This window comes from Mycobacterium palustre, assembly GCF_002101785.1.
In the GTDB taxonomy this organism is placed as follows: Bacteria; Actinomycetota; Actinomycetes; order Mycobacteriales; family Mycobacteriaceae; genus Mycobacterium; species Mycobacterium palustre.
This window is the reverse complement of sequence record NZ_LQPJ01000100.1, coordinates 38,001-60,844: the sequence shown is the minus strand read 5'-3', so window position 1 is coordinate 60,844 and position 22,844 is coordinate 38,001. Positions and strand designations below refer to the sequence as shown.

General features: G+C 70.5%; 17 protein-coding genes and 1 pseudogene. 11 read left to right on the top strand and 7 right to left on the bottom strand.

Annotated elements, in window-relative coordinates; translation table 11 throughout:
• Nucleotides 1-32: 32 nt before the first annotated feature.
• Nucleotides 33-1,139, top strand: coding sequence for a serine hydrolase domain-containing protein (locus tag AWC19_RS13025; protein ID WP_142281146.1), 1,107 nt, complete (start codon nucleotides 33-35; stop codon nucleotides 1,137-1,139).
• Here AWC19_RS13025 and AWC19_RS13020 read toward each other — a convergent pair.
• Nucleotides 1,119-2,714, bottom strand: coding sequence for an allophanate hydrolase (locus AWC19_RS13020; RefSeq protein WP_085078484.1), 1,596 nt, complete (start codon nucleotides 2,712-2,714; stop codon nucleotides 1,119-1,121). The two genes, AWC19_RS13025 and AWC19_RS13020, sit on opposite strands and share 21 nt — an antisense overlap.
• Complete coding sequence (locus tag AWC19_RS13015; RefSeq protein WP_085078483.1) at nucleotides 2,704-4,110, bottom strand: TIGR00366 family protein; 1,407 nt, start codon at nucleotides 4,108-4,110, stop codon at nucleotides 2,704-2,706. The genes AWC19_RS13020 and AWC19_RS13015 overlap by 11 nt, the downstream gene beginning before the upstream one ends.
• A 468-nt stretch (nucleotides 4,111-4,578) precedes the next feature.
• On the opposite strand from AWC19_RS13015, the gene AWC19_RS13010 reads away from it, so the two are divergent.
• Together AWC19_RS13010 and AWC19_RS13005 are read left to right on the top strand one after the other, a co-directional pair.
• Complete coding sequence (locus AWC19_RS13010; protein WP_085078482.1) at nucleotides 4,579-6,417, top strand: fatty acyl-AMP ligase; 1,839 nt, start codon at nucleotides 4,579-4,581, stop codon at nucleotides 6,415-6,417.
• 51 nt (nucleotides 6,418-6,468) lie between these two features.
• Nucleotides 6,469-7,146: a hypothetical protein gene (locus AWC19_RS13005; protein ID WP_085078481.1), complete on the top strand. Its 678-nt coding sequence runs from the start codon at nucleotides 6,469-6,471 to the stop codon at nucleotides 7,144-7,146.
• 5 nt (nucleotides 7,147-7,151) lie between these two features.
• Here AWC19_RS13005 and AWC19_RS13000 read toward each other — a convergent pair whose 3' ends face one another.
• Nucleotides 7,152-7,919, bottom strand: a complete 768-nt coding sequence (locus AWC19_RS13000) for an SDR family oxidoreductase (protein ID WP_085078480.1) — start codon at nucleotides 7,917-7,919, stop codon at nucleotides 7,152-7,154.
• 57 nt (nucleotides 7,920-7,976) lie between these two features.
• Between AWC19_RS13000 and AWC19_RS12995 the strand changes: the two genes are divergently transcribed.
• Complete coding sequence (locus tag AWC19_RS12995) at nucleotides 7,977-8,453, top strand: nuclear transport factor 2 family protein (RefSeq protein ID WP_085078479.1); 477 nt, start codon at nucleotides 7,977-7,979, stop codon at nucleotides 8,451-8,453.
• A gap of 214 nt (nucleotides 8,454-8,667) precedes the next feature.
• On the opposite strand, the pseudogene AWC19_RS12990 reads toward AWC19_RS12995, so the two are convergent.
• A pseudogene (locus tag AWC19_RS12990) lies at nucleotides 8,668-9,618 on the bottom strand (GlxA family transcriptional regulator).
• A gap of 110 nt (nucleotides 9,619-9,728) precedes the next feature.
• On the opposite strand from AWC19_RS12990, the gene tpx reads away from it, so the two are divergent.
• Nucleotides 9,729-10,223 carry a thiol peroxidase gene (gene tpx, locus AWC19_RS12985; RefSeq protein ID WP_085078478.1) on the top strand — a complete coding sequence of 165 codons (495 nt, stop codon included), beginning with the start codon at nucleotides 9,729-9,731 and terminating at the stop codon, nucleotides 10,221-10,223.
• Between the two features lie 41 nt (nucleotides 10,224-10,264).
• Here the strand turns inward: tpx and AWC19_RS12980 are convergent, their stop codons facing one another.
• The gene (locus AWC19_RS12980; RefSeq protein WP_085078477.1) at nucleotides 10,265-10,639 is read right to left on the bottom strand and encodes an NYN domain-containing protein; all 375 of its coding nucleotides are present in this window, start codon (nucleotides 10,637-10,639) and stop codon (nucleotides 10,265-10,267) included.
• A 62-nt stretch (nucleotides 10,640-10,701) separates the two neighbouring features.
• Here AWC19_RS12980 and AWC19_RS12975 point away from each other — a divergent pair, with 62 nt between their 5' ends.
• The 5 genes from AWC19_RS12975 (at nucleotide 10,702) to AWC19_RS12955 (ending at nucleotide 19,411) form a co-directional block, all read left to right on the top strand.
• Nucleotides 10,702-11,886 carry an acyl-CoA dehydrogenase family protein gene (locus tag AWC19_RS12975; protein WP_085078476.1) on the top strand — a complete coding sequence of 395 codons (1,185 nt, stop codon included), beginning with the start codon at nucleotides 10,702-10,704 and terminating at the stop codon, nucleotides 11,884-11,886.
• Between the two features lie 239 nt (nucleotides 11,887-12,125).
• The gene (locus AWC19_RS12970; RefSeq protein WP_085078475.1) at nucleotides 12,126-13,580 is read left to right on the top strand and encodes a condensation domain-containing protein; all 1,455 of its coding nucleotides are present in this window, start codon (nucleotides 12,126-12,128) and stop codon (nucleotides 13,578-13,580) included.
• A 31-nt stretch (nucleotides 13,581-13,611) separates the two neighbouring features.
• Nucleotides 13,612-14,967, top strand: a complete 1,356-nt coding sequence (locus AWC19_RS12965) for a hypothetical protein (protein ID WP_085078474.1) — start codon at nucleotides 13,612-13,614, stop codon at nucleotides 14,965-14,967.
• A 28-nt stretch (nucleotides 14,968-14,995) separates the two neighbouring features.
• Nucleotides 14,996-16,348 carry a condensation domain-containing protein gene (locus tag AWC19_RS12960; RefSeq protein WP_085078473.1) on the top strand — a complete coding sequence of 451 codons (1,353 nt, stop codon included), beginning with the start codon at nucleotides 14,996-14,998 and terminating at the stop codon, nucleotides 16,346-16,348.
• A 147-nt stretch (nucleotides 16,349-16,495) separates the two neighbouring features.
• Nucleotides 16,496-19,411: an MMPL/RND family transporter gene (locus tag AWC19_RS12955; protein ID WP_085078472.1), complete on the top strand. Its 2,916-nt coding sequence runs from the start codon at nucleotides 16,496-16,498 to the stop codon at nucleotides 19,409-19,411.
• Here AWC19_RS12955 and AWC19_RS12950 read toward each other — a convergent pair.
• Together AWC19_RS12950 and AWC19_RS12945 are read right to left on the bottom strand one after the other, a co-directional pair.
• Nucleotides 19,400-20,083 carry a response regulator gene (locus AWC19_RS12950; protein WP_085078471.1) on the bottom strand — a complete coding sequence of 228 codons (684 nt, stop codon included), beginning with the start codon at nucleotides 20,081-20,083 and terminating at the stop codon, nucleotides 19,400-19,402. The genes AWC19_RS12955 and AWC19_RS12950 overlap by 12 nt on opposite strands.
• Nucleotides 20,065-21,750 (bottom strand): sensor histidine kinase, encoded by a 1,686-nt coding sequence (locus tag AWC19_RS12945; RefSeq protein WP_245848942.1) that lies wholly within the window; start codon nucleotides 21,748-21,750, stop codon nucleotides 20,065-20,067. Before AWC19_RS12945 ends, AWC19_RS12950 begins: the two co-directional genes overlap by 19 nt.
• Before the next feature lie 142 nt (nucleotides 21,751-21,892).
• Here AWC19_RS12945 and AWC19_RS12940 point away from each other — a divergent pair, with 142 nt between their 5' ends.
• Nucleotides 21,893-22,750 (top strand): NAD-dependent epimerase/dehydratase family protein, encoded by an 858-nt coding sequence (locus AWC19_RS12940; protein ID WP_245848944.1) that lies wholly within the window; start codon nucleotides 21,893-21,895, stop codon nucleotides 22,748-22,750.
• Nucleotides 22,751-22,844: the final 94 nt, after the last annotated feature.

Below are 22,844 nucleotides of genomic sequence, written 5' to 3'. Positions count from 1 at the left end.
GGGGACGGCGATCGGGACGCGATCATTCATGCATGTTGTGGGACAGCATGATACGGGCGTCACTGGTCGCGGTGGCCGTGCTGGTGGTGGGCGCCTGCGGCGGTGGCCATCCCGCAGCGCCCGGCGCCGCCTCCTCCGGCACGACGGGTCAGGCCGACGTTAAGGCGCGTGACAGCCAGAAGGTGCTGGACGACAACGTCAAGGCTCATGCGCCGGGATGTTCGGCGGCGGTGGGCGTCGACGGCAACGTGGCCTGGACGGGGGTTCGCGGCGTCGCGGACATGTCGGCCAGCACCGCGATCACCCCGCGCACGGTGTTCGACATCGCGTCGGTCTCCAAGCAATTCACCGCGACCGCGCTGCTGCTGCTCGTGGACGAGGGGAAGCTGGCCCTCGACGACCCCATCTCCCGGTACCTGCCCGAGCTGCCGGCGTGGGGCGCCGGCGTCGACGTCGGGCAACTGATGCACCAGACAAGCGGCATCCCCGAGTACGTGGGGCTGCTCGAGGCGCAGGGTTTCCAAATCGGCGACCGCACCAGCCAGGAGCAGGCCCTGCGGGCCCTCGCCGCCGTGCCGAAGCTGGAATTCCAGCCCGGTTCGGCGTTCGAGTACTCCAACTCCAACTACCTGCTGCTCGGCGAGGTCGTCCGCCGGGTCGCGGGAGAACCGCTGCCGCGCTTCCTCGCCGAGCGGGTCTTTCGGCCGCTCGGCCTGGCCATGGTGCTGGATCCCACCGGCCCGATCCCCGACAAGGCCGTCGCGTACGAAAAGGTCACCGGCGGCTACCGCCCGACCGAATCCCTGTGGGAGCAGGTGGGCGACGGCGGGATTCAGACCACCCCCCGCGAGCTGGTGGCCTGGGCGGACAACTACCGGACCGGCCGGGTGGGCGGCTCGCGGCTGCGCGACGCCCAACTCGCCGGGGCGGTGCCGACCGAGCCGGGCGGCGCGGACCGCTACGGCGCGGGCATCTATTTGCTGGCCGACGGCAAGCTCGACCACGACGGCGCCTGGGCCGGATTCGTCACGGCGTTCCGCGTGAGCAGGGATCGCCACACGGCCCTGGCCGTCACCTGCAACACCGACAAGCAGGACCCCGAATCCCTCGCCGACGCGCTAGCCAAGCTGTGGATGTGACGGGGCGGCCGTCAACCCGATGGCGCTGCGCGCGTCGTCGAGTGCGAACCGGCCGACCGTGGCGGGCGCCGGAAGTGACGCCACCAGGCGGCCCAGGCCGGCCTCGGAGACGCGGAACAGGTCGCCCCGGGGCGCGCCGGCAGCCGTGGCGCCGACCCGTCCGGCGTAGCGGGCGCCGAGCCCTTCGAGCAGCTGCCGCGTCGTCGCCTGCGCACCGAATAGCACGACGTCGCAACCGGTTTGCGTCAGCAACGCCGGCGTCGTGCCGCTCAGCCGCGCGGCGATGTCGACGGCGACCTGGTCGGCGAAAGCCGGCACGACGACCGTCACCCCGAACGGAGCGCCGGTGGCCGTCGGCGCGCCGGGCACGGCGACCGCGGCCATGTCGAGCAGGTTGCCGAAATTGGTGTAGGTGCCCATGCGGCGGTTGATCGAATACGGGTCGGCCCGCACCTCGTCCAGCGTGGGATGTTCGGTGGTGCTGGGCAACAGCAACGCGTCGAAACCGTCGAGGAGCCTGCCGGCCTCGGCCCGCGCGCGTGCCAGCGCATCCAGATCGGCGGCGAACGCGGGGCCGGTGACCGCGCATCCACCCGAAATGATCGACGCCACAACGGGATCCGCTCCCGCCGGCCGGGTCGCGAGGAATTTTCCGACGGCGGCGTAGCGCTCGGCGACGAACGCGCCGTCATAGAGCAGCAGGGCCGCGTCGAGCAGCACCGAGATGTCGAGAGGCTCGACGGTCAGCCCCGCCTCGGCCGCCCGGGCGACGCTCGTTTCGAACGCCCGCCGGTAGGCGTCGCTCAGCGCGGCCAGGTTGGCGGACTGGGGGATCGCGACCCGGGGCGCGCTGGGGGCGGCGAGCCGAACGTCGGCGGGCCAGGCGCGGCTGCGCGGGTCGCGGGAATCGGGGCCGGCCATCGCCGCGGCCGCGGCGCTGGCCGTGCCGAGGTCTGCCGCGAGCACCGAGACGGCGTCGAAGCTGGCGCACGCCGGGACCACACCGTGCGTCGGGACGATTCCGAGGGTGGGCTTGATCCCGACGATGCCGTTGAGCGCGGCGGGAACGCGAACCGATCCCGCGGTGTCGGTGCCGACGCCGACGTCGGCGATGCCCAGCGCGACGGCCACCGCGGAACCGGAGCTGGAGCCCCCGGCGACGAGGCGCGGGTCGCGGGAATTGCGCACGGCCCCATAGGGACTGCGGGTGCCGACGAGCCCGGTGCCGAACTGGTCGAGGTTGGTCTTGCCCAGGATCACCGCCCCGGCGGAGCGGAGCCGGTCGACGGCGGCGGCGGTGACAGTGGGCCGGTAGGCGAACTCGGGGCACCCCGCGGTGGTGGGCAGGCCCGCGACGTCGATGTTGTCCTTCACGGCGATTACCAGTCCGGCGAGTGGCAGGTTTTCGCCCGCCGCGATCCGCCGCTCGACCTCGGCGGCATCGGCGAGTGCGTCGGCCTCTTGGCGCAGGGTGATCCATACTTCGGGCCGGTCGACCTCGGCGATCCTGCGGTACGCGGCGGCCACCCGGGCGGTGGGGGAGCGACGCCGGGTCATCCGGGCATCAAAGCACATGCGGGGCGATGAGCACCGCGGCGCCGGCCACCCCGAAACCGATCAGGAACGCGATGACCGTAAAGCCCATCACCTGACGGACATTCAGCTTTGCGATGGCGAGCACCGGCAGCAGCCAAAACGGCTGGATCATGTTCGCGACGCCCTCGCCGATCGCGACCGACATCGACATCAGCCCGAGGTAGCCGGCCGAGTGTTGGCCGATGGCCACCGCCGAACCGACCGCGATCGGCCCCTGCACCGCCCAGTGGCCGCCGCCGGAGGGCACGAACAACGAGATCAGGACCGAACCGACGAAGGTCAAAAACGGCAGCGTGTACTGGTCCGCCCCCCGCACCACCGCCTCGGCGAGCACCGTCTGCAGCGCCTTGCCGGAGCCGGTGGGCAGGTACCCCAGCAGCCCGACGATCCCGCCGTACAGCGGGTATTGCAGCAGCAGGGGGCCGGACACCCGTGCGGCGTTCGAGAACGCGCGGATGAAGCGAATCGGCGTGCGGTGCAGCAGGGCGCTGGTGACGGTGAACAGCATGATCATCGACGAGATGTTGAGGGCGAAGCCGCTCAGCACGAAGTACGTGATGCCCGCGGCGAAGACGAGGACGTTGAGGATCCACAGGTTTTCCAGCCGCTCGGCGAACGTCGGCTTGCCGGTGGGCGCGGCCGCTTCCGGCTCCTCCTCGAAGACCGCCGGGTCGGGCTCGAGGCCCTGCTTGGGTTCCATCCGCCAGATGGCGACGGCGAGCAGCCCGACCATGACTAGCACGGCGACCACGTTGTAGGGCTGGAGAACCGTCAGCGTCAACGGCACCGTCATTCCGGTCATCTTGTGAATCACGTTGATGGGGCTGGACGTATCGGTGTTGGCGAGCGCGATCGACGACGACAGGCCCTGGGTCCAGACGATGTACCCCATGAACCCGGTCGCGATGAGGTAACCGAAATGCGCGCCGGAGAGCCGTTTCGCCATCTGCCGCGCGACCAGGGCCCCCGCGACCAGGCCCAGCCCCCAGTTCAGGAGCGAAAACGCGGTGCTGACACCGAAACACAGCAACGCACCCTGCACCTGGTTTGCCGGCTTGCTCGCGACGCGGATGATGGCCCGCTTGAGTACGGGCGCCTCGGCCAGCGTGTAACCGGTCACCAGGACGAGCACCATCTGAAAGGCGAAGGTGTAGATGTTCTGGGCTCCCCAAACCCCGCCGTACCACGCCTTGAGGATGCCGGCGGGCGTCGCGCCCCGCACGAGCAGCGCGACGAGCGCGACCACGATGAGCGTGAGGATGACCGCGAACAGGTACGGGTCGGGCATGAGGCGTTCGACGTACCGGACGCACAGCGCGGTGAGCTGCTGAACCAAGCCCCGCCGTTCGACGGGTCGTTCCTGTGTCGTGGTCATCGATTTCCTTCGCCTCTTCGCCCGCGTCGCGATCCCGTCGCCTTGCCGAAACCCTGCCTTAGGCAACTGGAAACAGGTTGCCGGCAGGTAAATTGCGGGGTGCTCGCCGGCGCTGACAATCACCATTGTCAGCGGCAGGCCCGAGTTGAGGGCTCTTTCGCGATGATTTTTGCCGCCGAGGCCTGTCTATATAGGTAGCTCGATCGGGCTCGAACCGCCCCCGCGTCCGGACAAAGCGCGGCGGCGCTGCTGTGCGTTTCGCCACCCCTCGCCGAGGCCCGGCTGGCCGGCCGGGTGTTAGCCGAACCGCTCGCCGCGCCGGCGGCGGCAACCCGAAGTGACCAGCTCCTTGCACGTTTCGGACGCCAACCGTTTGGTTCGGCAGGCGCGGACGCCACATCGCCGGACCCCGGCCGGGGCGGGGTTCGGCCACATTGGCCCGTCCGTCGGGGGCCCTACACTGCGCCTATGGATCGCGGCTCCCGAAAGGACGCGCCGGTGCCCGGCCTGCTGCAGATCGAGGACTGCCTGGACGCCCGGGGCGGCGTTGCGTTGCCACCGGGCGTCACGTTGATATCCCTGATCGAGCGCAACGTCGCCAACGTCGGGGATGCCGTCGCCTACCGCTACCTCGACCACAGCCGCGCGGCCGAGGTCCAGGCCACCGAGGTGACCTGGACCCAGTTCGGCGCGCGATTGCAGGCCATCGGCGCGCGCGTGCAACAACTGGCGGGGCGCGGCGAGCGGGTCGCGGTGCTCGCGCCGCAGGGCATCGACTACGTCGCGGGCTTCTACGCGGCCGTCAAGGCCGGGACCATCGCGGTGCCGCTGTTCGCGCCCGAACTGCCCGGCCACGCCGAACGCCTCGATACCGCCCTGCGCGATTCCGAGCCCACGGTCGTCCTGACCACCACGGCCGCAAAGGATTCCGTCGAGAAGTTCCTGAGCAACCTGACGCACCTCAGGCCGCCGCGCGTCGTCGTCATCGATCAGATACCCGACTCCGAGGGCGAGGGCTTCGCCCCCACCGAGTTGGGCATGGACGACGTCTCGCACCTGCAGTACACGTCGGGCTCGACGCGGCCCCCGGTCGGGGTGGAGATCACCCACCGGGCGGTCGGCACCAACCTGGTGCAGATGATCCTGTCGATCGACCTGCTGGACCGAAACACCCACGGCGTCAGCTGGTTACCGCTCTACCACGACATGGGTCTGTCGATGATCGGCTTTCCCGCGGTGTACGGCGGGCACTCCACGCTGATGTCGCCCACCGCGTTCGTGCGCCGGCCGCTGCGGTGGATCCACGCGCTGTCGGAGGGCTCGCGGCAAGGGCGGGTGGTTACCGCGGCGCCCAACTTCGCCTACGAATGGGCCGCGCAGCGCGGCCTGCCCCGGCCGGGCGACGACGTCGACCTGGGCAACGTGGTGCTGATCATCGGGTCCGAACCGGTCAGCATCGAGGCGATCAAAACCTTCAACAAGGCCTTCGCGCCCTACGGATTGCCGCGCACGGCGTTCAAACCGTCGTACGGCATCGCGGAGGCGACGCTGTTGGTGGCGACCATCGAACCCGCCGCGGAGGCTTCGGTGGTCTACCTCGACCGCGAACGGCTGGGCGCCGGGCACGCGGTGCGCGTCGCGGCCGACGCGCCGAACGCCGTGCCGCAGGTGTCCTGCGGGCGGGTGGCCCGCAGCCTGTGGGCGGTCGTCGTCGACCCGGACACCGCGGACGAATTGCCCGACGGCCGGGTCGGCGAGATCTGGCTGCAGGGCGACAACGTGGGCCGCGGCTATTGGGGCCTGCCGGCCGAAAGCCGGCGGGCCTTCGGCGCGCAGCTGCGATCCCGGCTCGGCGAGGGCAGCCACGCCGAGGGCGCGAACGCCGGGCGCCCCTGGCTGCGGACCGGGGACCTGGGGTTCTATCTCGACGGCGAGCTGTACGTGACGGGCCGCATCGCCGACCTGGTGACGGTCGGGGGCCGCAACCACTACCCGCAAGACATCGAGGCCACCGCCGCCGGGGCGTCGGCGATGGTGCGCCGCGGCTACGCGACCGCGTTCACCGCGCCGGCCGGCGACGGCGGCGAGCGGCTGGTGATCGTCGCCGAACGCGCCGCGGGCACCAGCCGCGACGACCCGGCGCCGGCCATCGAGGCGATCCGGGCCGCGGTGGCGCGGCGGCACGGGGTAACCGTGTCCGACGTGCGCTTCCTGCCCGCCGGCGCGATCCCACGCACCACCAGCGGCAAGCTGGCCCGCCGGGCCTGCCGCGCCGAATACCTCGGCGGCACGCTGGGCGCGCACTAGGGTCGGGGTCAAAACGCCCGGCCACCCCCTCGGGGGTGGCATCCTGGCCGTGTGGGCTTGCTATTCCGGTTGGCGGAGCTGCTGATCGTGATCCTGCCGGTGGCGGGCATGTTCTTTGCCGCGGTCCGGGCGTTCGCCGCCAACCGGCGCCGCGCCGCAGAACCGCGGCCCCTCGATCACGCCCCGACGGCCGAAGCGGCCACGCCCTCCGCCTCGAACGCCAATAGCCAAGCCGCGCAATGGCGTTCGCTGCGGCGGGTGATCGAGGAGCACGGCCGCACGGACGCGCGCTGGCTCGAGTACGAACTCGACGTCGCCAAACTTTTGGACTTCCCACTGATGACCGACATGCGCGACCCGCTGACCGTCGAATTCCACAAGGCCAAGCTGCGGGCGGACTTCCTGCGCCCGCTCAAGGCCGAAGACCTCCTGGACGACCGGGAGGTGGCGGCGCGATATCAATCCGCGGTCGAGGACTACGTGACCGCGTTCAACGTCGCCGAGGCCGAGGCGATGCGCAGGCGGCGCAGCGACTTCTCGCGCGACGACCAGCAGCGCATCGCGCGGGCGCAGAGCCTGTTGCGGGTGGCGGCCGACCCCGCCGCGGCACCGCGGGAACGCCAGAACGCCTTCGACCTGGCCCGCAAGGAACTCGATGGCCTGATCGTGTTGCCGGCCACCACGCGGGCGAGCATCGATCGCGGAATCTCCGGCCAGCTGGAGGGATAGCCGATCTAAGGGCAGGTGTAGCCGCCGTCGATGACGAGGTCGGAACCGGTCATGTAGCTCGACGCCTCGCTGGCCAGATACAGATACAGGCCGGTGAGTTCGTCGGGCCGGCCCATTCGCCCCAGCGGTATCTTCGGCTCCCATTGGGCGTGGTATTCGACCAACGGCTCGACGAGCTCGGTGCGGATGTATCCCGGGCTGACGCTGTTGACCCGGATGTTGTGCGGCGCGAATTCCACGGCCATCGCCTTGGTCAGGTGGATGACCGCGGCCTTGGAGGTGCAGTAGTGGCCGACCTGCTGCGGGACGTTGATGATGTGGCCCGACATCGAGGCGGTGGTGATGATGGCCCCGCCGTTGCCGCGCTTGACCATGGCCCGGGCGGCGGCCTGGGCGGTGAGGAACACCCCCGTCACATTGGTGTCCTGGATCGCCTGAAACTGTTCGGGCGACATGTCCAGCAGCGCGGTGACATTCACGAATCCGGCGTTGCACACCGCGATGTCGAGCCCACCCAGATCGGCGGTGACCCGGTCCACCATCGCGGTCACCTGCTCGGGTTGCGTCACGTCACAACCGATCGGCAGCACCGCGCCGCCGACCGAGGAGAGCTCCTCGGCGACCTCGTGCAAAACGTCGGAATGGCGTGCCGCGATGGCGACTTGGGCGCCGGCCTGCAGGTATGCCTCCGCCACCTTCTTGCCGATGCCGCTGGACGCCCCGGTCACCAGGGCCGTCTTGCCGCGCAAGTCAAACAGATCCAAAACGCCCATGCCAACCCCATTCGAGAACTTTCGCCAATAGTGAGAACACGTTCTAGTGTGTCCGCTATGGGCAGATTCAGCAGGGCCGAAATCGAAGAAGCCGTCCGGAACTACACCACCGTCGTTGAAGGGTGTAGCGCCTCGGGCGACTGGCGTCCCTTTGCCGACCTCTTCACCGAGGATGTGGTCTACACCGAACACCACTACGGCGTCTTTCACGGCCGCGAGGCCGTGCGGGACTGGATCGTCGCGGTCATGGCCCCGTTCCCGCACATGCGGTTTCCCAGCGACTGGATCGCCTACGACGACGACAACGACGCGGTCGTCGTGATGATCAAGAACCTGCTCGACCACCCCACCGACCCGAACGGTGAGCCGTTCTGGTTCCCGAACTGGACCCGCCTCGTCTATGCCGGCGACGGCCTGTTCTCCAGCGAGGAAGACATCTACAACCCCAACCGGGACGCGCCTCGGGTCGTCGCCGAATGGATGCAGGCCGGCGGCCAGCTCGCGACCACCGACATCCTGCAGCCCCAGTCATAGCGCCGAGCGTGCAATCCGCGACGCGTCACCGGCGTGTCGCGTCGTGAATTTCACGCTCGGCGTTGGACTTAGCGGCCCGCTTCGGCCGGCCACACGATCGGCACGTCGGCGCCGGGCGGGTTGCGCAGCAGCGCGTACGGGCCGATCATGTCCAGCCGGTGAGTCCGGGGTAGGCCACGAACGCGATCTGTGTCATCGGTGTTGTCCTCTCTGCCTAGGCGAAGGCCTTGCGGTACTGGTCCGGTGAAATACCCACGCGCCGAAGGAAATTGCGGCGCATGGTTTCCGCGGTGCCGAAGCCGCACCGGGCGGCGATGGCGACGACGGTGTCGTCGGTTTCCTCCAGCTGGCGGCGCGCGGCTTCGGTGCGGACGCGTTCCACGTAGCGGCCGGGCGCCTCACCGACCTCGTCGGTGAACACACGCGTGAAGTGGCGCGGGCTCATCGCGGCGCGGCGGGCCAGCTCGCCGATGCTGTGCGTGCCGCCCGGTTCGGCCTCGATGGCCTCCTATACCTCGCGGATCGACGGCCGCTTGGCGCGCGGCATCCACACCGGCGCCGCGAACTGCGTCTGCCCACCGGGCCGGCGCAGGTACAGCACCAGCCAGCGGGCGACCGTCTGCGCGATCTCGGTGCCGTGATCGTCCTCGACCAGCGAGAGCGCCAGGTCGATCCCGGCGGTGACGCCGGCGGCCGTCCACACCGTCTCGGAGCTGCGCACGAAGATCGGGTCCGGGTCGACGTCGACGCTCGGAAACTCGCGGGCCAAGCGCCCGGCAAACGCCCAGTGGGTGGTCGCCCGCCGCCCGTCGAGCAGCCCCGCTTCCGCGGCGAGAAAGGCGCCCGTGCACACGGTGACGACGCGGCGGGCGTGTCCGGCGACCGCCTTGACCCAGGCCATCAACTCCGGGTTGGAGCGCGCCGCGTCCACACCACCGCCCCCGGGCAGCACGACGGTGTCGACGGGTTCGCCCGGATGCGGCAGCGGCGCCGTGACGAAACCCAGCCCGGTGGCGGTGGTCACCGGCTGCCGGTCGGGCGCGGCCAGGGCGACGTCGTAGCCGCCGCCGGTCAGCAGGGACGCGCTGGTGAACACGTCGTGGGGCCCCACCACGTCGAGCGCCTGGACGCCGGGGAAGCCGACGATCACGACGTTGCGAGCCATGGCCGTTAGTCTTCGCCACCCGCCGGATGTCGTCTACGCCAGGTGCCCCACCATTTAGGACATGTGGACCTGGCCCGCGGTCGCGCCGCGGCGCTTGGCAGACTGTGGCCATGGCACAGATAACCTTGCGTGGAAACCCGATCAACACTGTCGGCGAGCTTCCTGCCGTCGGATCTAAGGCCCCGGCCTTCACCGTGACCGGCAGCGACCTCGGCGCGGTCAGCAGCGAGCAGTTCAGCGGAAAGCCCTTGCTGCTGAACATCTTTCCGTCGGTCGATACGCCGGTGTGCGCGACGAGCGTGCGAACCTTCAACCAGCGCGCCGCCGACAGCGGTGTGTCGGTCCTGTGCGTATCGAAGGACCTGCCGTTCGCCCAGGCCCGATTCTGTGGCGCGGAGGGCATCGAAAACGTCAAGACGGCCTCGGCGTTCCGGGACAGCTTCGGCGAGGACTACGGGGTCACCATCGCCGACGGCCCGATGGCGGGGCTGCTGGCCCGTGCGGTCGTGGTGATCGGCGCCGACGGCAACGTCGCTTACTCGGAGCTGGTGCCCGAGATCGCGCAAGAGCCCAACTACGACGCGGCGCTGGCGGCCCTGAGCTGAGCCGGCCCGACCGGGCGCCAAGTCCACGCTGACGCCGGCGCTCACCGCGGATCGATGAGGTCACGAAAGCTCGCCGACGGATAGACCGTCGCGCCCAGCCCGGCGACGCGATCGGTGAGCGCCTTGTCCGAGGTGACGACCCGTATCTCGCCGGGTCGCGCGTCGGCCCGCACCAGGCGAACGATCTCGTCGTCGCCGGAGTTCGCCGCGGCCCTGGGCGCATAGGCGATCTCGACCACCGACGAAGTGACGGCCGTCGCCGGCGGCCGCTCGAACACCACCGTCACGCGGCCTTCCTGCGTCGGCGCCCAGGCCTCGAGCCGGTCGACCAGGCTCACCATCGCGCGGCCGCGGTCCTTCCACCACCCGTCGGGGCGACTCCCGATCACGTTCATGCCGTCGACGATCCACCGCACAGCCACACGGTAGGGCACCGCCGTAGAGTTAGGCGATCCGCCGCTCGATGAGGAGTACGCCGATGACGTCGTTGGCCGACACGGACGACCGCGTGGTCTCGCTGGCCCGCGGAATGCGAGAGCTGGTTCGCGCGCAGGCGGCGGAATCCGAGCGGGCCCGCACCCTCACCCCCGCGATCGTCGACGAGATGTGGGCCACCGGGCTGATGTCGGCCTTCAACCCCGTCCCGGCCGGCGGTGTCGAGCCGTCGTTCGCCGAGATGATCGAGACCTGGATCGAAATGGCTTGGCAGGACGGGTCGTTCGGCTGGATCGGGATCGCCAACCTGCCGTCGTCCTTCGCCGCCGCGGCCTACCTGCCCGACGAGGGCTTCGCGGAGGTGTTCACGGCCCACAACAACCGCGTCACCCTGGGCGGCCAGTTCTTCCCCAACGGGCAGGGCACCGCCGTCGACGGCGGCTACGTTGTGAACGGGGCGTGGAACTTCGGCTCGGGCATCGGCCACTCCCAATACATCGCGGCCGGGTTCCTGCCGATGGACGACGGCGAGATGCGCTGGATCAGCGAGGGCTTCCCGGAGATGCGGGTCGCCGTGGTGCCGCGCGACCAGATCAGCTTCGACGACGGCTGGTTCGTCCAGGGGCTCAAGGGAACCGGGTCCTACGACTACAGCGCGCAGGACCTGTTCGTGCCCGCCGAGCGCACCTTCGAGCTGTTCGTGCGCGAGCCCCACCGCGGCGCGTCGCCGGCCACCCGGATGGGGCTGATGCCGGTCACCGCCGCGGGCCACGCGTCGTGGGCGCTCGGGGTCGCCAAGAGCATGCTCGACGACGTCCAGGAGCTGGCCGCCACGAAGTTCCGGATGAGCGACATGGCGTCGCTGGCCAGCCGGCCGACCTTCCAGAAGGGGCTGGCCCACCACCGGGCGGCGTGGCGCGCCGCCCGCCTGCTGGTGCTCGACGCGTTCGGCACCGCCGAGGCGGCCGTCGCGGCCGGCGACGACCTGACACCGGCCCTGCGCGCCGACATGCGGGTGGCCGCCGTCTACGCGACCGACACGGCCCGGGCCTGCGCCGAGTGGGCCCATCTGGTCGCGGGCACCAGCTCCATCCGCGAGGGCAGCCGCCTGGAGCGCGCCTTCCGCGACATGTACACCGGAACCCAGCACGCCTTCATCAGCGAGAAGGTGGCCATCGACGCGGCGCAGATCTGGCTGGGCATCATCGACGATCAGCCGGGGCTGTGAATCCGTAACGCCGCCAACACCTCACGCTGAGCACAATGCGCAAAACCGGGTAATCGTCGCTTAGTTCGACTATCGCCCACAAGCGAGACTCCCCACACCGTCGCGCCGTAACTTCGGTTTCAGCTGATAACCGAATACGCCGCAGGAACGCCGCATGAGCCGAAAAGCCGCTCGCGGCAACCACTTTCGCGAGATTGCGATCGGGCCGCGGCACGACACGAGAAACGGGGTCGGGGAAAATGGTCGCACTGGGAAGCATCGACGGGTGGCAGCCGGGCGAGGGTCGGGTCGTCACGTGGCGGGCCTCGGCCGCCGCGCGCGCCGCGGCCCGCATCGCGCCGCGCAGCGACTTGGCGCCCAGTTACCAGCGCGCTCGCCACCTGCGGACCGCCCACGACGCCGCGAAGCGGGGCGCGCAACTGCCCCGGCTGATGGTGGTGGCGTGGGACATCCCCGGTGCATGTGACATCGCGGCGATGACGGCGACGATCACCGCGCACGTCCGCCGTCACGACGCCTACCACGACTGGTTCCAGCTCGAGGACGGCGTCATCGTCCGCCGCACGATCGAGGACCCCCGGGCCATCGACCTGGTGCCCACCGAGTTCGGCCACATGAGCGCCGAGCAGGTTCGCACGCACGCGCTGACGACGACGCCGCCGACGCTCGAGTGGGACTGCTTCACGTTCGGCGTCGTCCAGCACGCCGACCACTTCACCTTCTACGCCAGCGTCGACCACCTGCACATCGACGGGATGTCGGCCGGCCTGATCTTCTTCGACGTCCATTTGACCTACCAGCACCTGTCGCAGCCCGGGGCCGAGCCCGTCGCGCTGCCACAGGTGGCGAGCTACCGCGCCTACGCCGCGCGCCAGCGCGACGGCCTCGCGGGGTTGACCCTGTCCGCACCGGAGGTCAAGGCGTGGATCGACTTCGCGCGCGACGCCGGCGGCCAGTGGCCGACCTTCCCGCTGCCGCTCGGCGACGGCGGGGCCGCCAACAAGGGCGCCTTCATCACGGTCGACCTGCTGGACGCCGCCGACACCGAGTCGTTCGAGATCGCCTGCCACGCGGCCGGGGCCCGGTTCAGCGGGGGAGTGCTGGCCTGCGCGGCCTTCACCGAGCACGAGTTCACCGGCGCCGCAACCTATCACGGCTTCACGCCGTACGACACGCGCACGCCGGGCGTCGACTCGATGACCGTCGGGTGGTTCGCCAACCTGGTCCCGGTCAGCGTGCCGATCTGCACCGCCACCTTCGCCGAGGCGGCCCGGGCCGCTCAGGAGTCGTTCGGCGCCGCCAAGGCCCTCGCCGACGTGCCCGTCGAGCGCGCGCTCGAACTGGCGGCCCCACTCGAGTTGGGCATCGCGCCACCCGACCACCGGGCAATGATGGTGTCCTTCATGGATTTTCGGAAGATCCCCGCCTTCGGCCTCTTCGAAGAGACCAACTGGGGCACCTACGCCGACAACCTGTCACACGGCGGAGTCAACCTGTGGATCAACCGTCAGGCCGACAAGACCACCGCGACGATCTCATTCCCGGACAACCCCGAGGCCCGCAAGTCGGTGCACCGCTACCTCGCGGCGCTCACCCGGGCGTTCGCCTACGCCGTCAAGTCCACCTCGGGCTGGACGGATGCCGTTGCACACCACGCCAATTCGTCGCACGGCATACCGGTCATCAGCCGCTGACAAACCCCTGATTAGGAAAGGACCGACCGACATGACCAACGTCCTCGACCTGTTCGACCAGGCCCTGTTCCGCTTCGAGGAGGCGACCGGGGTCACCGGCGTGGGGCAGTGCGTCTGGGTGTACAACCGCGGGGTCGACCTGGACGGCCTGCGCCGGTTTCACCGCCACCTGATGCGGGGCCGGCTGGCGCGGCGCATCGAACGCTCGCCGCTGCCGTTCGGCCGGCACCGGTGGGTCGCACCCGCCGATGACGCCGAGCTCGAGATCGTCGCGACGCCGCGGCCGCGCGAGGAGTTCGACGCCTGGCTGGGCGAGCAGGCCGCAACTCCCCTGGACGCCGAGCGCGGACCGGGTTTTCACCTCGCGGTGCTGCCGTTCACCGACGGCGGCGCGGGGGTGAGCCTGGTCGCCCTGCACAGCCTGGCCGACGGCATGGCCGGCTGCCTGGCGGTGATGGAAGCGGCCTGCGGCTACGACAGCGCCATCGACTGGCCCGCCGCCGGGGCGCGCCGACGCTGGCAGGCCCTGCGCGAGGACGCCCGCCAGACCGCCCGCGACCTGCCGGCCGTCCGGCGCGCGTTGAAAGCCGCCGCCGCCGCGGCGCGTCGGGCACGGCGCGACCGCGGCGCCGAGCAGGCCGGTCCCGCCGCCACGCCGGCCGGCGGCGCGGACGAGCCCGTCACCATCCCCACGACGACGGTCTTCCTCGACGCCGCGGAGTGGGACGCCCGCGCCGAGGCGCTCGGCGGCACCAGCAACGCGCTGCTCGCGGGGCTGGCGGCCCGGCTCGCCCAGCGCGTGGGGCGCGTCGGCGCCGACGGCTCGGTCGCCCTGGCGATTCCCGTCAGCGAGCGCACCGCGGGCGACACCCGCGCCAACGCCGTCGCCAACGTCGACGTCACCGTCGACCCCGCGCCCGCGGCCACCGACCTGCGCGAGATCCGGGCCGCGATCAAGCGGGCGCTGATTCACCGCCAGGAGGCGTCGGACGAGCGGGAGGCACTGCTGCCCCTCGTCCCGCTGCTGCCCAAGCGGGTCGCCAAGCGGTGCGTGGGCGTCGCCACCGGCAATGCCACCGGCGTCGTCTCCTCCAACCTCGGCGCGGCCCCCGCGGAGGTCAACCGGCCAGACGGCACCGACGCGGACTACGTCTCGGTGACCTCGCTGTACCCGGGCATGACCCGGGCGACGATGGAACGCGTCGGCGGGGTGCTGGCCCTGCTGTCGGCGCGCGTGCACGGCCAGGTCTTCGTCTCGGTGCAGGCGTACCAGCCGGGTCGGCAAAACTCCAAGGACGCTCTGCGGCAAGCGCTTTCGGGCGCATTGCACGACTTCTCACTCAACGCCACCAGCGGCTGGCCGGCCCCCGCGCTCGCGGCCCGATAGACCCCGACAGACGACAGGAACAAGGCACATGAACACCACGCTCGACCTCTTCGACCAGACCTTCGCCACCCTGGAGCGCGCGACCAAAGTCCTCGGCCAGCTGCAGTGCGTCTGGGTCTACGAGCGAGCGATCGACCTCGACGGCCTGCGCCGGTTCCACCGCAACCTGCAGCGGGGCCGGCTGTCGCGCCGGATCGAGCGCTCGGCGCTGCCGTTCGGCCGGCACCGCTGGGTCGCACCCGCCGATGACGCCGAGCTCGAGATCGCCGCGACCCCGCGGCCGCGCGAGGACTTCGACGCCTGGCTGCGCGAGCAGGCCGCCACGCCGCTCGACGTCGAGCGCGGGCCCGGCTGGCAGCTGGCGGTGCTGCCGTTCACCGACGGCGGCGCGGGGGTGAGCCTGGTCGTCCCGCACGTGCTCACCGACGGCATCGGGCTCTGCGACGCCCTGGCCGACGCCGCCGCGGGCCGCCCCGACCCGATCGAGTGGCCCGCCGCCGGGTCGCGCCGGCGCTGGCGCGCGCTGCGCGAGGACGCCGGCCGGCTCGCGCGCGACCTCCCCGACATCGGCCGCGCCTTGCGCGCCGCCGCACGGCTCGCGCGGCCCGGCCACGACGGCCCGGTCCGGGCCGGCCCGCCACCGGCGTCTCCCCGCGGCGCCGACGAAACCATCACGCTGCCAACGGAAACCATCTTCGTCGACGCCGCCGAGTGGGACGCCCGCGCCGAGGCGCTCGGCGGGACCAGCAACAGCCTCCTCGCGGGGCTGGCGGCCCGCCTGGCCCAGCGCGTGGGACGGGTCACCGCCGACGGCGCCGTCACCGTGGGCATCCCCGTCAACGAGCGCACCGCGGGCGACACCCGCGCCAACGCCGTCGGCAACGTCGACATCACCGTCGACCCCGTCCGCGCGGCGACCGACCTGCGCGAGATCCGCGCCGCGACCAAGCGGGCGCTGATCCGCCGGGGGGACGTCCCGGACAACCGGCGGGAACTGCTGCCCCTCGTTCCGCTGATGCCGCGGCGGCTGGTCAGGCGGATCGCCGGGGCGGCCGCCGGCAGCCCCACCGCGGTCGTCTCCTCCAACATCGGCGTGGTCGACCCGGACGCCTACCGGCCGGACGGCACCCGGGCCGACCGGTTCGCCATCAAGGCTCCCCACCCCGACGTCAGCACGTCGATCATGGACCGGTTCGGCGGAATGCTGTCCGTGGCCTCGGGCCGGGTCAACGGGGAGGTTTTCGTCTCCGTCGTCGCGTACCAGCCGGGCCGTAAACCCTCGAATGGGACGCTGCGGCAAGCACTTTCGGGCGCCCTGAACGACCTGTCGCTGAACGCCACCATCGGCTGGCCGTGCCGCGAGCCGGCGGCGGCGGGGTAGCCGCGCGGCGAGCACAACGCGCAAAACCGGGGAATCGTCGCTATTTCCGACTATCGCTCACAAGCGAGACCCCGGCGCCTGCGGCGCCATAAGTTCGCCGTACCGAGGCGAAAGTCGTTCGCGGCCCGACGATGAGGGGTTTGAAAAATGACCAAGCAGTCCACCACGCCCAAGGCCGGCACCGGCGCGTTCGGCGTGCTGGGTCGCGCCGCGGTGCGCGCGCCGTGGCTCGTGATCGCGGCCTGGGCCGCGGCGGTGGCGGTGCTGGCCGTCGCCTTCCCACCGCTGGCCAAGGTGGTCGAGGGCCAGACGGTGCAGCCGCTGCCGGCCAAGGCGATGGCGGCCGCCGAGCAGATGGCCAAGGACTTCGGCGAATCGGCCCAGAATGTCCTGATCGTCGTCCTCACCGGCGACCGGGGCCTGCAACCGGCCGACGAGGACGCCTACGGCAAGCTGGCCGCGACGCTGCGCGGCGCGGCGCGCGACGTGGCCGGCGTGCAGGACGCGGTGACCACGCCCGCGCTGCGCCCCCTGCTGGTCAGCGCCGACAACAAGGCCCTATACCTGGCGGTGATGCTGCGGGCGCCCGCCGGCTCACCCGAGTCCTCGGCGGCCTACCAACGGATCACCGACGTCGTCAAGCGCTCCACCGCGGGCAGCGCGCTCACCGCGAACGTGACCGGGCAGGCCGCCATGGTCGGGGACATGTCGATCGTCACCGCCCGCGACATGCACATGACCGAGATCGTCACGGCGTTGTTCGTGCTGATCATCCTGCTGGTCATCTACCGGCGGCCGGTGACCGTGCTGCTGCCGTTGATCACCATCGGGGTCTCGGTGGCGTCGGCCCAGGGCGTGGTGTCCGCCCTCTCACAGGTCGGGCTCGGGGTCTCGGCGCTGACGATCGCGCTGATGACCGCCATGATCTTCGGCGCCGGCACCGATTACGCGGTCTTTTTGATCAGCCGCTACCACGAGTACATCCGGTCCGGCCTCGAGTCGGACGCGGCCGTGCAGAAGGCGCTGAGCTCCATCGGCGAGGTGATCGCGGGATCCGCCGCGACCGTGGCGGTCACGTTCCTGGGCATGGTCTTCACCCGGCTGCCGGCCTTCACCAGTATCGGTCCGGCGCTTGCGATTTCGATCGCGATCGCGTTTCTGGCCGCCGTCACGCTGTTGCCGGCCATCCTCGCGCTGGCCGGCCGGCGCGGGTGGGTGGCGCCGCGCGCGGCGCTCGCCGGCCGCCTGTGGCAGCGGTCCGCCGTGCACCTGGTTCGCCGGCCCAAGACGCACCTGCTGGTCAGCCTGTCGGTGTTGATCGCGCTCGCCTGCTGCGCGGCGTTCCTTCGGCCCACCTTCAACGACCGCCTGCAGCTTCCCCAAACGGCCCCCAGCAACGCCGGGTTTTCGGCGATGCAGAACCACTTCTCGACGAGCGCGCTGCTGCCGGAATACATCTACGTCCGCTCGCCGCACGACCTCCGCACGTCGCGGGCGCTCGCCGACCTCGACCAGATGGCGCAACGCGTGTCGCAGCTGCCGGACATCGCCGCGGTGCGCGGCATCACGCGGCCCGACGGCCAGCCGCTGGATCAGGCCAAGCTCAGCTCGCAAGCCGGAGCGGTCGGCGGCAAGCTGGCCGACGCGTCGACACAGATCAGCGACCGCGCCACCGACCTCGACGCGCTGGCCGGCGGCGCGGACAAACTGGCGGCAAGCCTCGCCGAGGTGCGCGACCAACTCCGCGGCGCCGGCGGCCCCATGACCCAGCTCGCCGCCACCGTCGCCCAGGCGCAGCGACAGCTCGCCGGGGCCGCCGGGACGCTGGACGACATCCGCGGGCTGGCCAACGGGTCGGTTGCGACACTGGCCGACAGCGTCGCGGCGGCCGCCGGCCCGCTGCTGGGCGGGGCGAACCCGCGGCCCGCGGTGGCCGGCATCCAAGCGGCCGTGCGGAATCTGAGCGCGCTGCTGGCCGCGGCCGGCAACGGGTTGCGGACCGCCGGCAACGGCGCCGCGGGCATGCGGCAGAAGGTCGCGCAGATGCAGGCGGCCGCCGACCAGCTGGCCGACGGCAGCCGCAGGCTGGCCGACGGCGTGCGGACCCTGGTCGACCAGACCAAGAAGATGGGCCTGGGCATGAACCAGGCGGCCGACCTGCTGCTGTCGATGAAGCGCGACGCCGGCCAGCAGTCAATGGCGGGCATGTACATCCCGCCCCAGGCGCTCGGCTCGGACGATTTCAAGAAGGCGGCCAAGATGTTCTTCTCACCGGACGGGCATTCGGTGCGCTACCTCGTCGAAACCAAATTCGACCCGTTCAGCACGGCCGCGATGGACCAGGTCGCGTCGATCCTCGACACGGCCCGCGGCGCGCAGCCGAACACCTCGCTGTCGGACGCGACGATTTCGTTGGTCGGAACGACCGCGATGTACAGCGCGATTCGCGGCTACTACGACCACGACGTGCGCCTCATCGTGGCGATGACGCTGCTCATCGTGTTCCTCATCCTCGTGCTGCTGCTCCGCGCGATCGTGGCGCCGTTGTATCTCATTGCGTCCGTGGTGATCTCGTTCCTGTCGGCGGTGGGAGTGGGCGTCGTCTTCTTCCAGTTCGTGCTCCATCAGCCGATCTACTGGAACGTGCAGGCGACGGCGTTCATCGTGCTGGTCGCGGTCGGGGCGGACTACAACCTGCTGCTGATCACCCGGATCCGCGAAGAGTCGCGCACCGGCGTCCGCTCGGGCATCGTTCGCGCGGTCCGTTCGACGGGCGGGGTGATCACCTCGGCGGGCATCATCTTCGCGGCCTCGATGTCCGGACTGTTGTTCGGCAGCCTCTCGACCATGGTGCAGACCGGATTCATCATCGGCATGGGCATCTTGATCGACACCTTCGTGGTGCGCACCGTCACGGTGCCGGCCCTGGCGGCCCTGGTCGGCAAGGCGAACTGGTGGCCCGCCAAGCCCAAGGACCGCGGGCAGACGCGGACGCGCGTGAACGCGCCCGCGCCGGTGCGAGTCTGCGTCTGCTCGGCCGGGGACTACCAGTTAGCGCGGTAGCCGGGGTCGCCGGTTGTCCGACGCGGTGAACTCCTGTTCGGGCCGCCCGGTGGTGCCGTAGCGCAGCCCGACGGTGACGTCACCGGCGGTGGCCAGCGCCGCCAGGTACCGCTGGGCGGTCGCCCGCGAGATGCCGATCGACGCGGAGACCTCCGCCGCGGACATGGCCTTGGCCGAGGTTCGCAGTGCCTGCAGCACAAGCTGTTTGGTGGACGACGCCGCGATCGTGGGGGGAGTCGGGGCGGCGACGCGGGGGCGCAGCGCGTCCTGCGCCGCGTCGACGTCGGCGGCCGTGAGGTTCTGGGACGCCAGGATCTTGCGGTAGCGCGCGTAGCCGGCCAGGCGGGCGGCCAGCTCGGTGGTGGCGAACGGCTTGACGAGGTAGCTCAGCGCCCCGGCGGACATGGCGGCGCGGATCGTGACGGCCTCCGTCGCCGCCGTCAATACCATGCTGTCGCAGTCCAATTCGCGGACGAAGTCGATCCCGGAACCGTCGGGCAGGTAGACGTCGACCAGCGCGAGGTCGACCGCGGGGGCCTTGCGCGCGGCCTCGAGCGTGTTCACCGTGGCGGTCACGGTGAAGCCGGGCAGCGTGTTGACGACCTCGGCGTGCATGTTGGCGACCCGGAAGTCGTCGTCGACCACCAGCACGGTCAGGTCTGCGTCGCCCATTGCGCCTCCTCAACCATCACGCCCGGCAGCCGGGCAATGAATTCCGCTCCGCACAACCTCAACTCGGCGTTGCCGGCACTGGCCAGCAAGAGGTCGCCGCCGAGCGCGCGAGTGATCTGCCGCGACAACGCGAGCCCGATACCCCGGCCGCCCGGTATGCCGGAGTCCGGCTTGGTGGTGGTCCCCTCGGTGAATAGCTGGTCGACGAAGCCGGGCGCGACGCCGTCGCCGCTGTCGGCGACCGTGATGTGCAGCGTCGTACCCTCTTGCAACAGCTCGACTTCCACCTCTTTGACGGCGTTGCCGCTCATCCGGACCGCGTCGATCGCATTGTCGAGCAAGTTACCGAGGACCGTGGTGACGTCGACCGGCAGGACGAGCCGACCGGGCACCCAGGTGTTTTCACCGATGGTGAGCGTCACGCCGGCCTCGCGGGCGGCCGCGCCCTTGGCCGCCAGGAACGCTTGCAGGTAGGTGTCGCGGATGGCATCGATACCGGGCAGCGCCGATCCCAGCGGCCCCGCCCCCAACAACTCCTCGAGGTATTGCAGTCCCTCCTCGACGTGGCCGCCGTGCAAGAGCCCGGTCAGCAGGTGCAGCCGGTTGGCGAACTCGTGACGCTGGGCGCGCAGCACGGTGCTCATCACCTGCACCGCATCGAGCTGCCGGGTCAGCGATTCGACGTCGGTGCGGTCCCGCACCACCAAAACCGTTCCCAGCTCACGCCCTTCGCGCGAGACCGGTCGCGCCGAAACCACGACGATGCGTTCGCCGACCGTCGCCAAACTGGGCTTTGAATCCGCAGCCTTGAACACGTCGAGCACGCGGGGCGTCAACCCGATCTCGTCCACAGGCCGCCCGGTGTCGGTACCGATCTCGAGCAGTCGGCACGCCTCGTCGTTGACGAAGGTCGTCCTCCCGGCCGTGTCGGTCGCGAGCACACCCTCACCGATGCCCTGCAGCACCGCCGCCTGAGTTCGCACGAGTTCGGTGATCTCGTCCGGGCGCAAACCCAACGTCAGCCCTCGCCATCGGCGGGCCAGTACCACCGAGCCGGCGCCGCCGAGCAGCAGGAGGACGCCTGCGATACCGGCCATTACGCGCAGGTTCCTCGAGAATTGGTCGTCAAACTCCTTCGTGGAGATGCCAACGAGGACCGCCCCCAGGACACGACCGGAACCGGGCTCGAGCACTGGGACTTGGGCCACTATCGCCCGGCCTAAAGGAGTGGCTTCGTGGAACGTCCCCTCGTGCCCGGTCAGCGCCCGGGTGATATCGGCGCGGACCGAAAGACCCAGCGTGTCGCGATCGGGAGCCGCGAGCTTGATGCCGCGCATGTTGGCGACCACTACGAACGAAGCATGTGTGCGGTCTTCGACGCGCGACGCGATGCCCTGGATCGGGCCGGTCGTGAGTTCGCCGATCAGCGCCGGCCCGGGGCTCAATTTTTCGGTGTCGTAGCGGCCGATGTTGTTGATGACCGTCGGCGACGAGGAAACGACGCGGGCGATATCCAACGCGTGGCGGTTGTACTGGAGGTCCAGACGGTGGCGATTGAACCAGGCGAACAAAACGAGCGCGACGAGCAGCGTCAGCGTCACGATGACCAGCTGCAGCAGCATCACCTGGGTGGCGAGTCGCAGGCTGATGCGACCCCTGGTAGCCATGGAAGGACCCTACCGCGCGGCTGAGCACAATGCGCGAAAGTCGGGCATCACACGTGCCCGGCGAAGGCCGCGCGCTTTGCCGATCGCCTACCATCAGCGCATGCGCGGCTCGAAAATCCTGATCACCGGTCCGACCGGCTAAATCGCGACGCCCGTCGCCCGGGCCCTCGCCGCCGACAACGAGGTGTGGGGCATCGCCCGCTTCACCGACCCGGCCGCGCAAGAGGGCCTCGAGAAGGCCGGGATTTGCTGCCAGCGGGTCAACCTGGCCAAGGGCGACTTCACAGGCCTGCCAAACGATTTCGACTACGTGCTCAACCTTGCGGTGGCCAAGAGCGGCGGCTGGGACACCGACCTGGCAACCAACGCGGAATCGGTCGGCCTGCTGATGGCCCACTGCCGCGGCGCCAAGGCCTTCCTGCATTGCTCGTCGGCGGCCGTGTACGACCCGCCGGGCGACGAGCCGCGGACCGAGAAGGCCGCGCTGGGCGACAACCACAAGTGTTTGTTCCCAACGTATTCCATCTCCAAGATCGCCGGGGAGGTCGTCGCGCGGACGGTGGCGCGCGCCCTCGGTGTGCCCACCACCATCGCCCGCCTCAACGTCCCGTACGGCGACAACGGCGGGTGGCCGTACTACCACATGGAGATGATGCTGGCCGGCATCCCGATTCCCGTCCCGCCGGGCGGACCCGCCTTCTACAACCCGATTCACGAGGACGATGTCATCGCGACCATCCCCAAGCTGCTCGAGGTGGCGTCGGTGCCGGCGACGACGGTCAATTGGGGCGGCGACCAGACCGTCAGCCTGCAGGAGTGGTGCGGCTTTCTCGGTGAGCTCATCGGCAAGGAGCCGGTGTTCAGCGAGAGCGAGCAGGCGCTGCGCGGCAACCCCACCGACGCAACCCGGATGCACGAGCTGATCGGCGGCACCACCGTCGACTGGCGCGACGGGCTACGCCGGATGGCGGCCAAGTTCCACCCCGAGCTGGTCGCCTGACCTTTTGTTTCGAAGGCGGCGTCGAGCCTGCGTACAGATACGCCTTTCGCGCGCCGACCCACGCGCTGGGCGCAGTCTCGGCGCGCGAGGCGGG

Coding starts and splice junctions, on each gene's coding strand:
- AWC19_RS13020 (WP_085078484.1), bottom strand. CDS start 2,714: ATGTGCTTTGATGCCCGGATGACCCGGCGTCGCTCCCCCACCGCCCGG.
- AWC19_RS12960 (WP_085078473.1), top strand. CDS start 14,996: ATGAACACCACGCTCGACCTCTTCGACCAGACCTTCGCCACCCTGGAG.
- AWC19_RS12970 (WP_085078475.1), top strand. CDS start 12,126: ATGGTCGCACTGGGAAGCATCGACGGGTGGCAGCCGGGCGAGGGTCGG.
- AWC19_RS12995 (WP_085078479.1), top strand. CDS start 7,977: ATGGGCAGATTCAGCAGGGCCGAAATCGAAGAAGCCGTCCGGAACTAC.
- AWC19_RS12950 (WP_085078471.1), bottom strand. CDS start 20,083: ATGGGCGACGCAGACCTGACCGTGCTGGTGGTCGACGACGACTTCCGG.
- AWC19_RS12975 (WP_085078476.1), top strand. CDS start 10,702: ATGACGTCGTTGGCCGACACGGACGACCGCGTGGTCTCGCTGGCCCGC.
- AWC19_RS12965 (WP_085078474.1), top strand. CDS start 13,612: ATGACCAACGTCCTCGACCTGTTCGACCAGGCCCTGTTCCGCTTCGAG.
- AWC19_RS12955 (WP_085078472.1), top strand. CDS start 16,496: ATGACCAAGCAGTCCACCACGCCCAAGGCCGGCACCGGCGCGTTCGGC.
- AWC19_RS13015 (WP_085078483.1), bottom strand. CDS start 4,110: ATGACCACGACACAGGAACGACCCGTCGAACGGCGGGGCTTGGTTCAG.
- AWC19_RS12945 (WP_245848942.1), bottom strand. CDS start 21,750: ATGGCTACCAGGGGTCGCATCAGCCTGCGACTCGCCACCCAGGTGATG.
- AWC19_RS13025 (WP_142281146.1), top strand. CDS start 33: ATGTTGTGGGACAGCATGATACGGGCGTCACTGGTCGCGGTGGCCGTG.
- AWC19_RS13000 (WP_085078480.1), bottom strand. CDS start 7,919: ATGGGCGTTTTGGATCTGTTTGACTTGCGCGGCAAGACGGCCCTGGTG.
- AWC19_RS13010 (WP_085078482.1), top strand. CDS start 4,579: ATGGATCGCGGCTCCCGAAAGGACGCGCCGGTGCCCGGCCTGCTGCAG.
- tpx (WP_085078478.1), top strand. CDS start 9,729: ATGGCACAGATAACCTTGCGTGGAAACCCGATCAACACTGTCGGCGAG.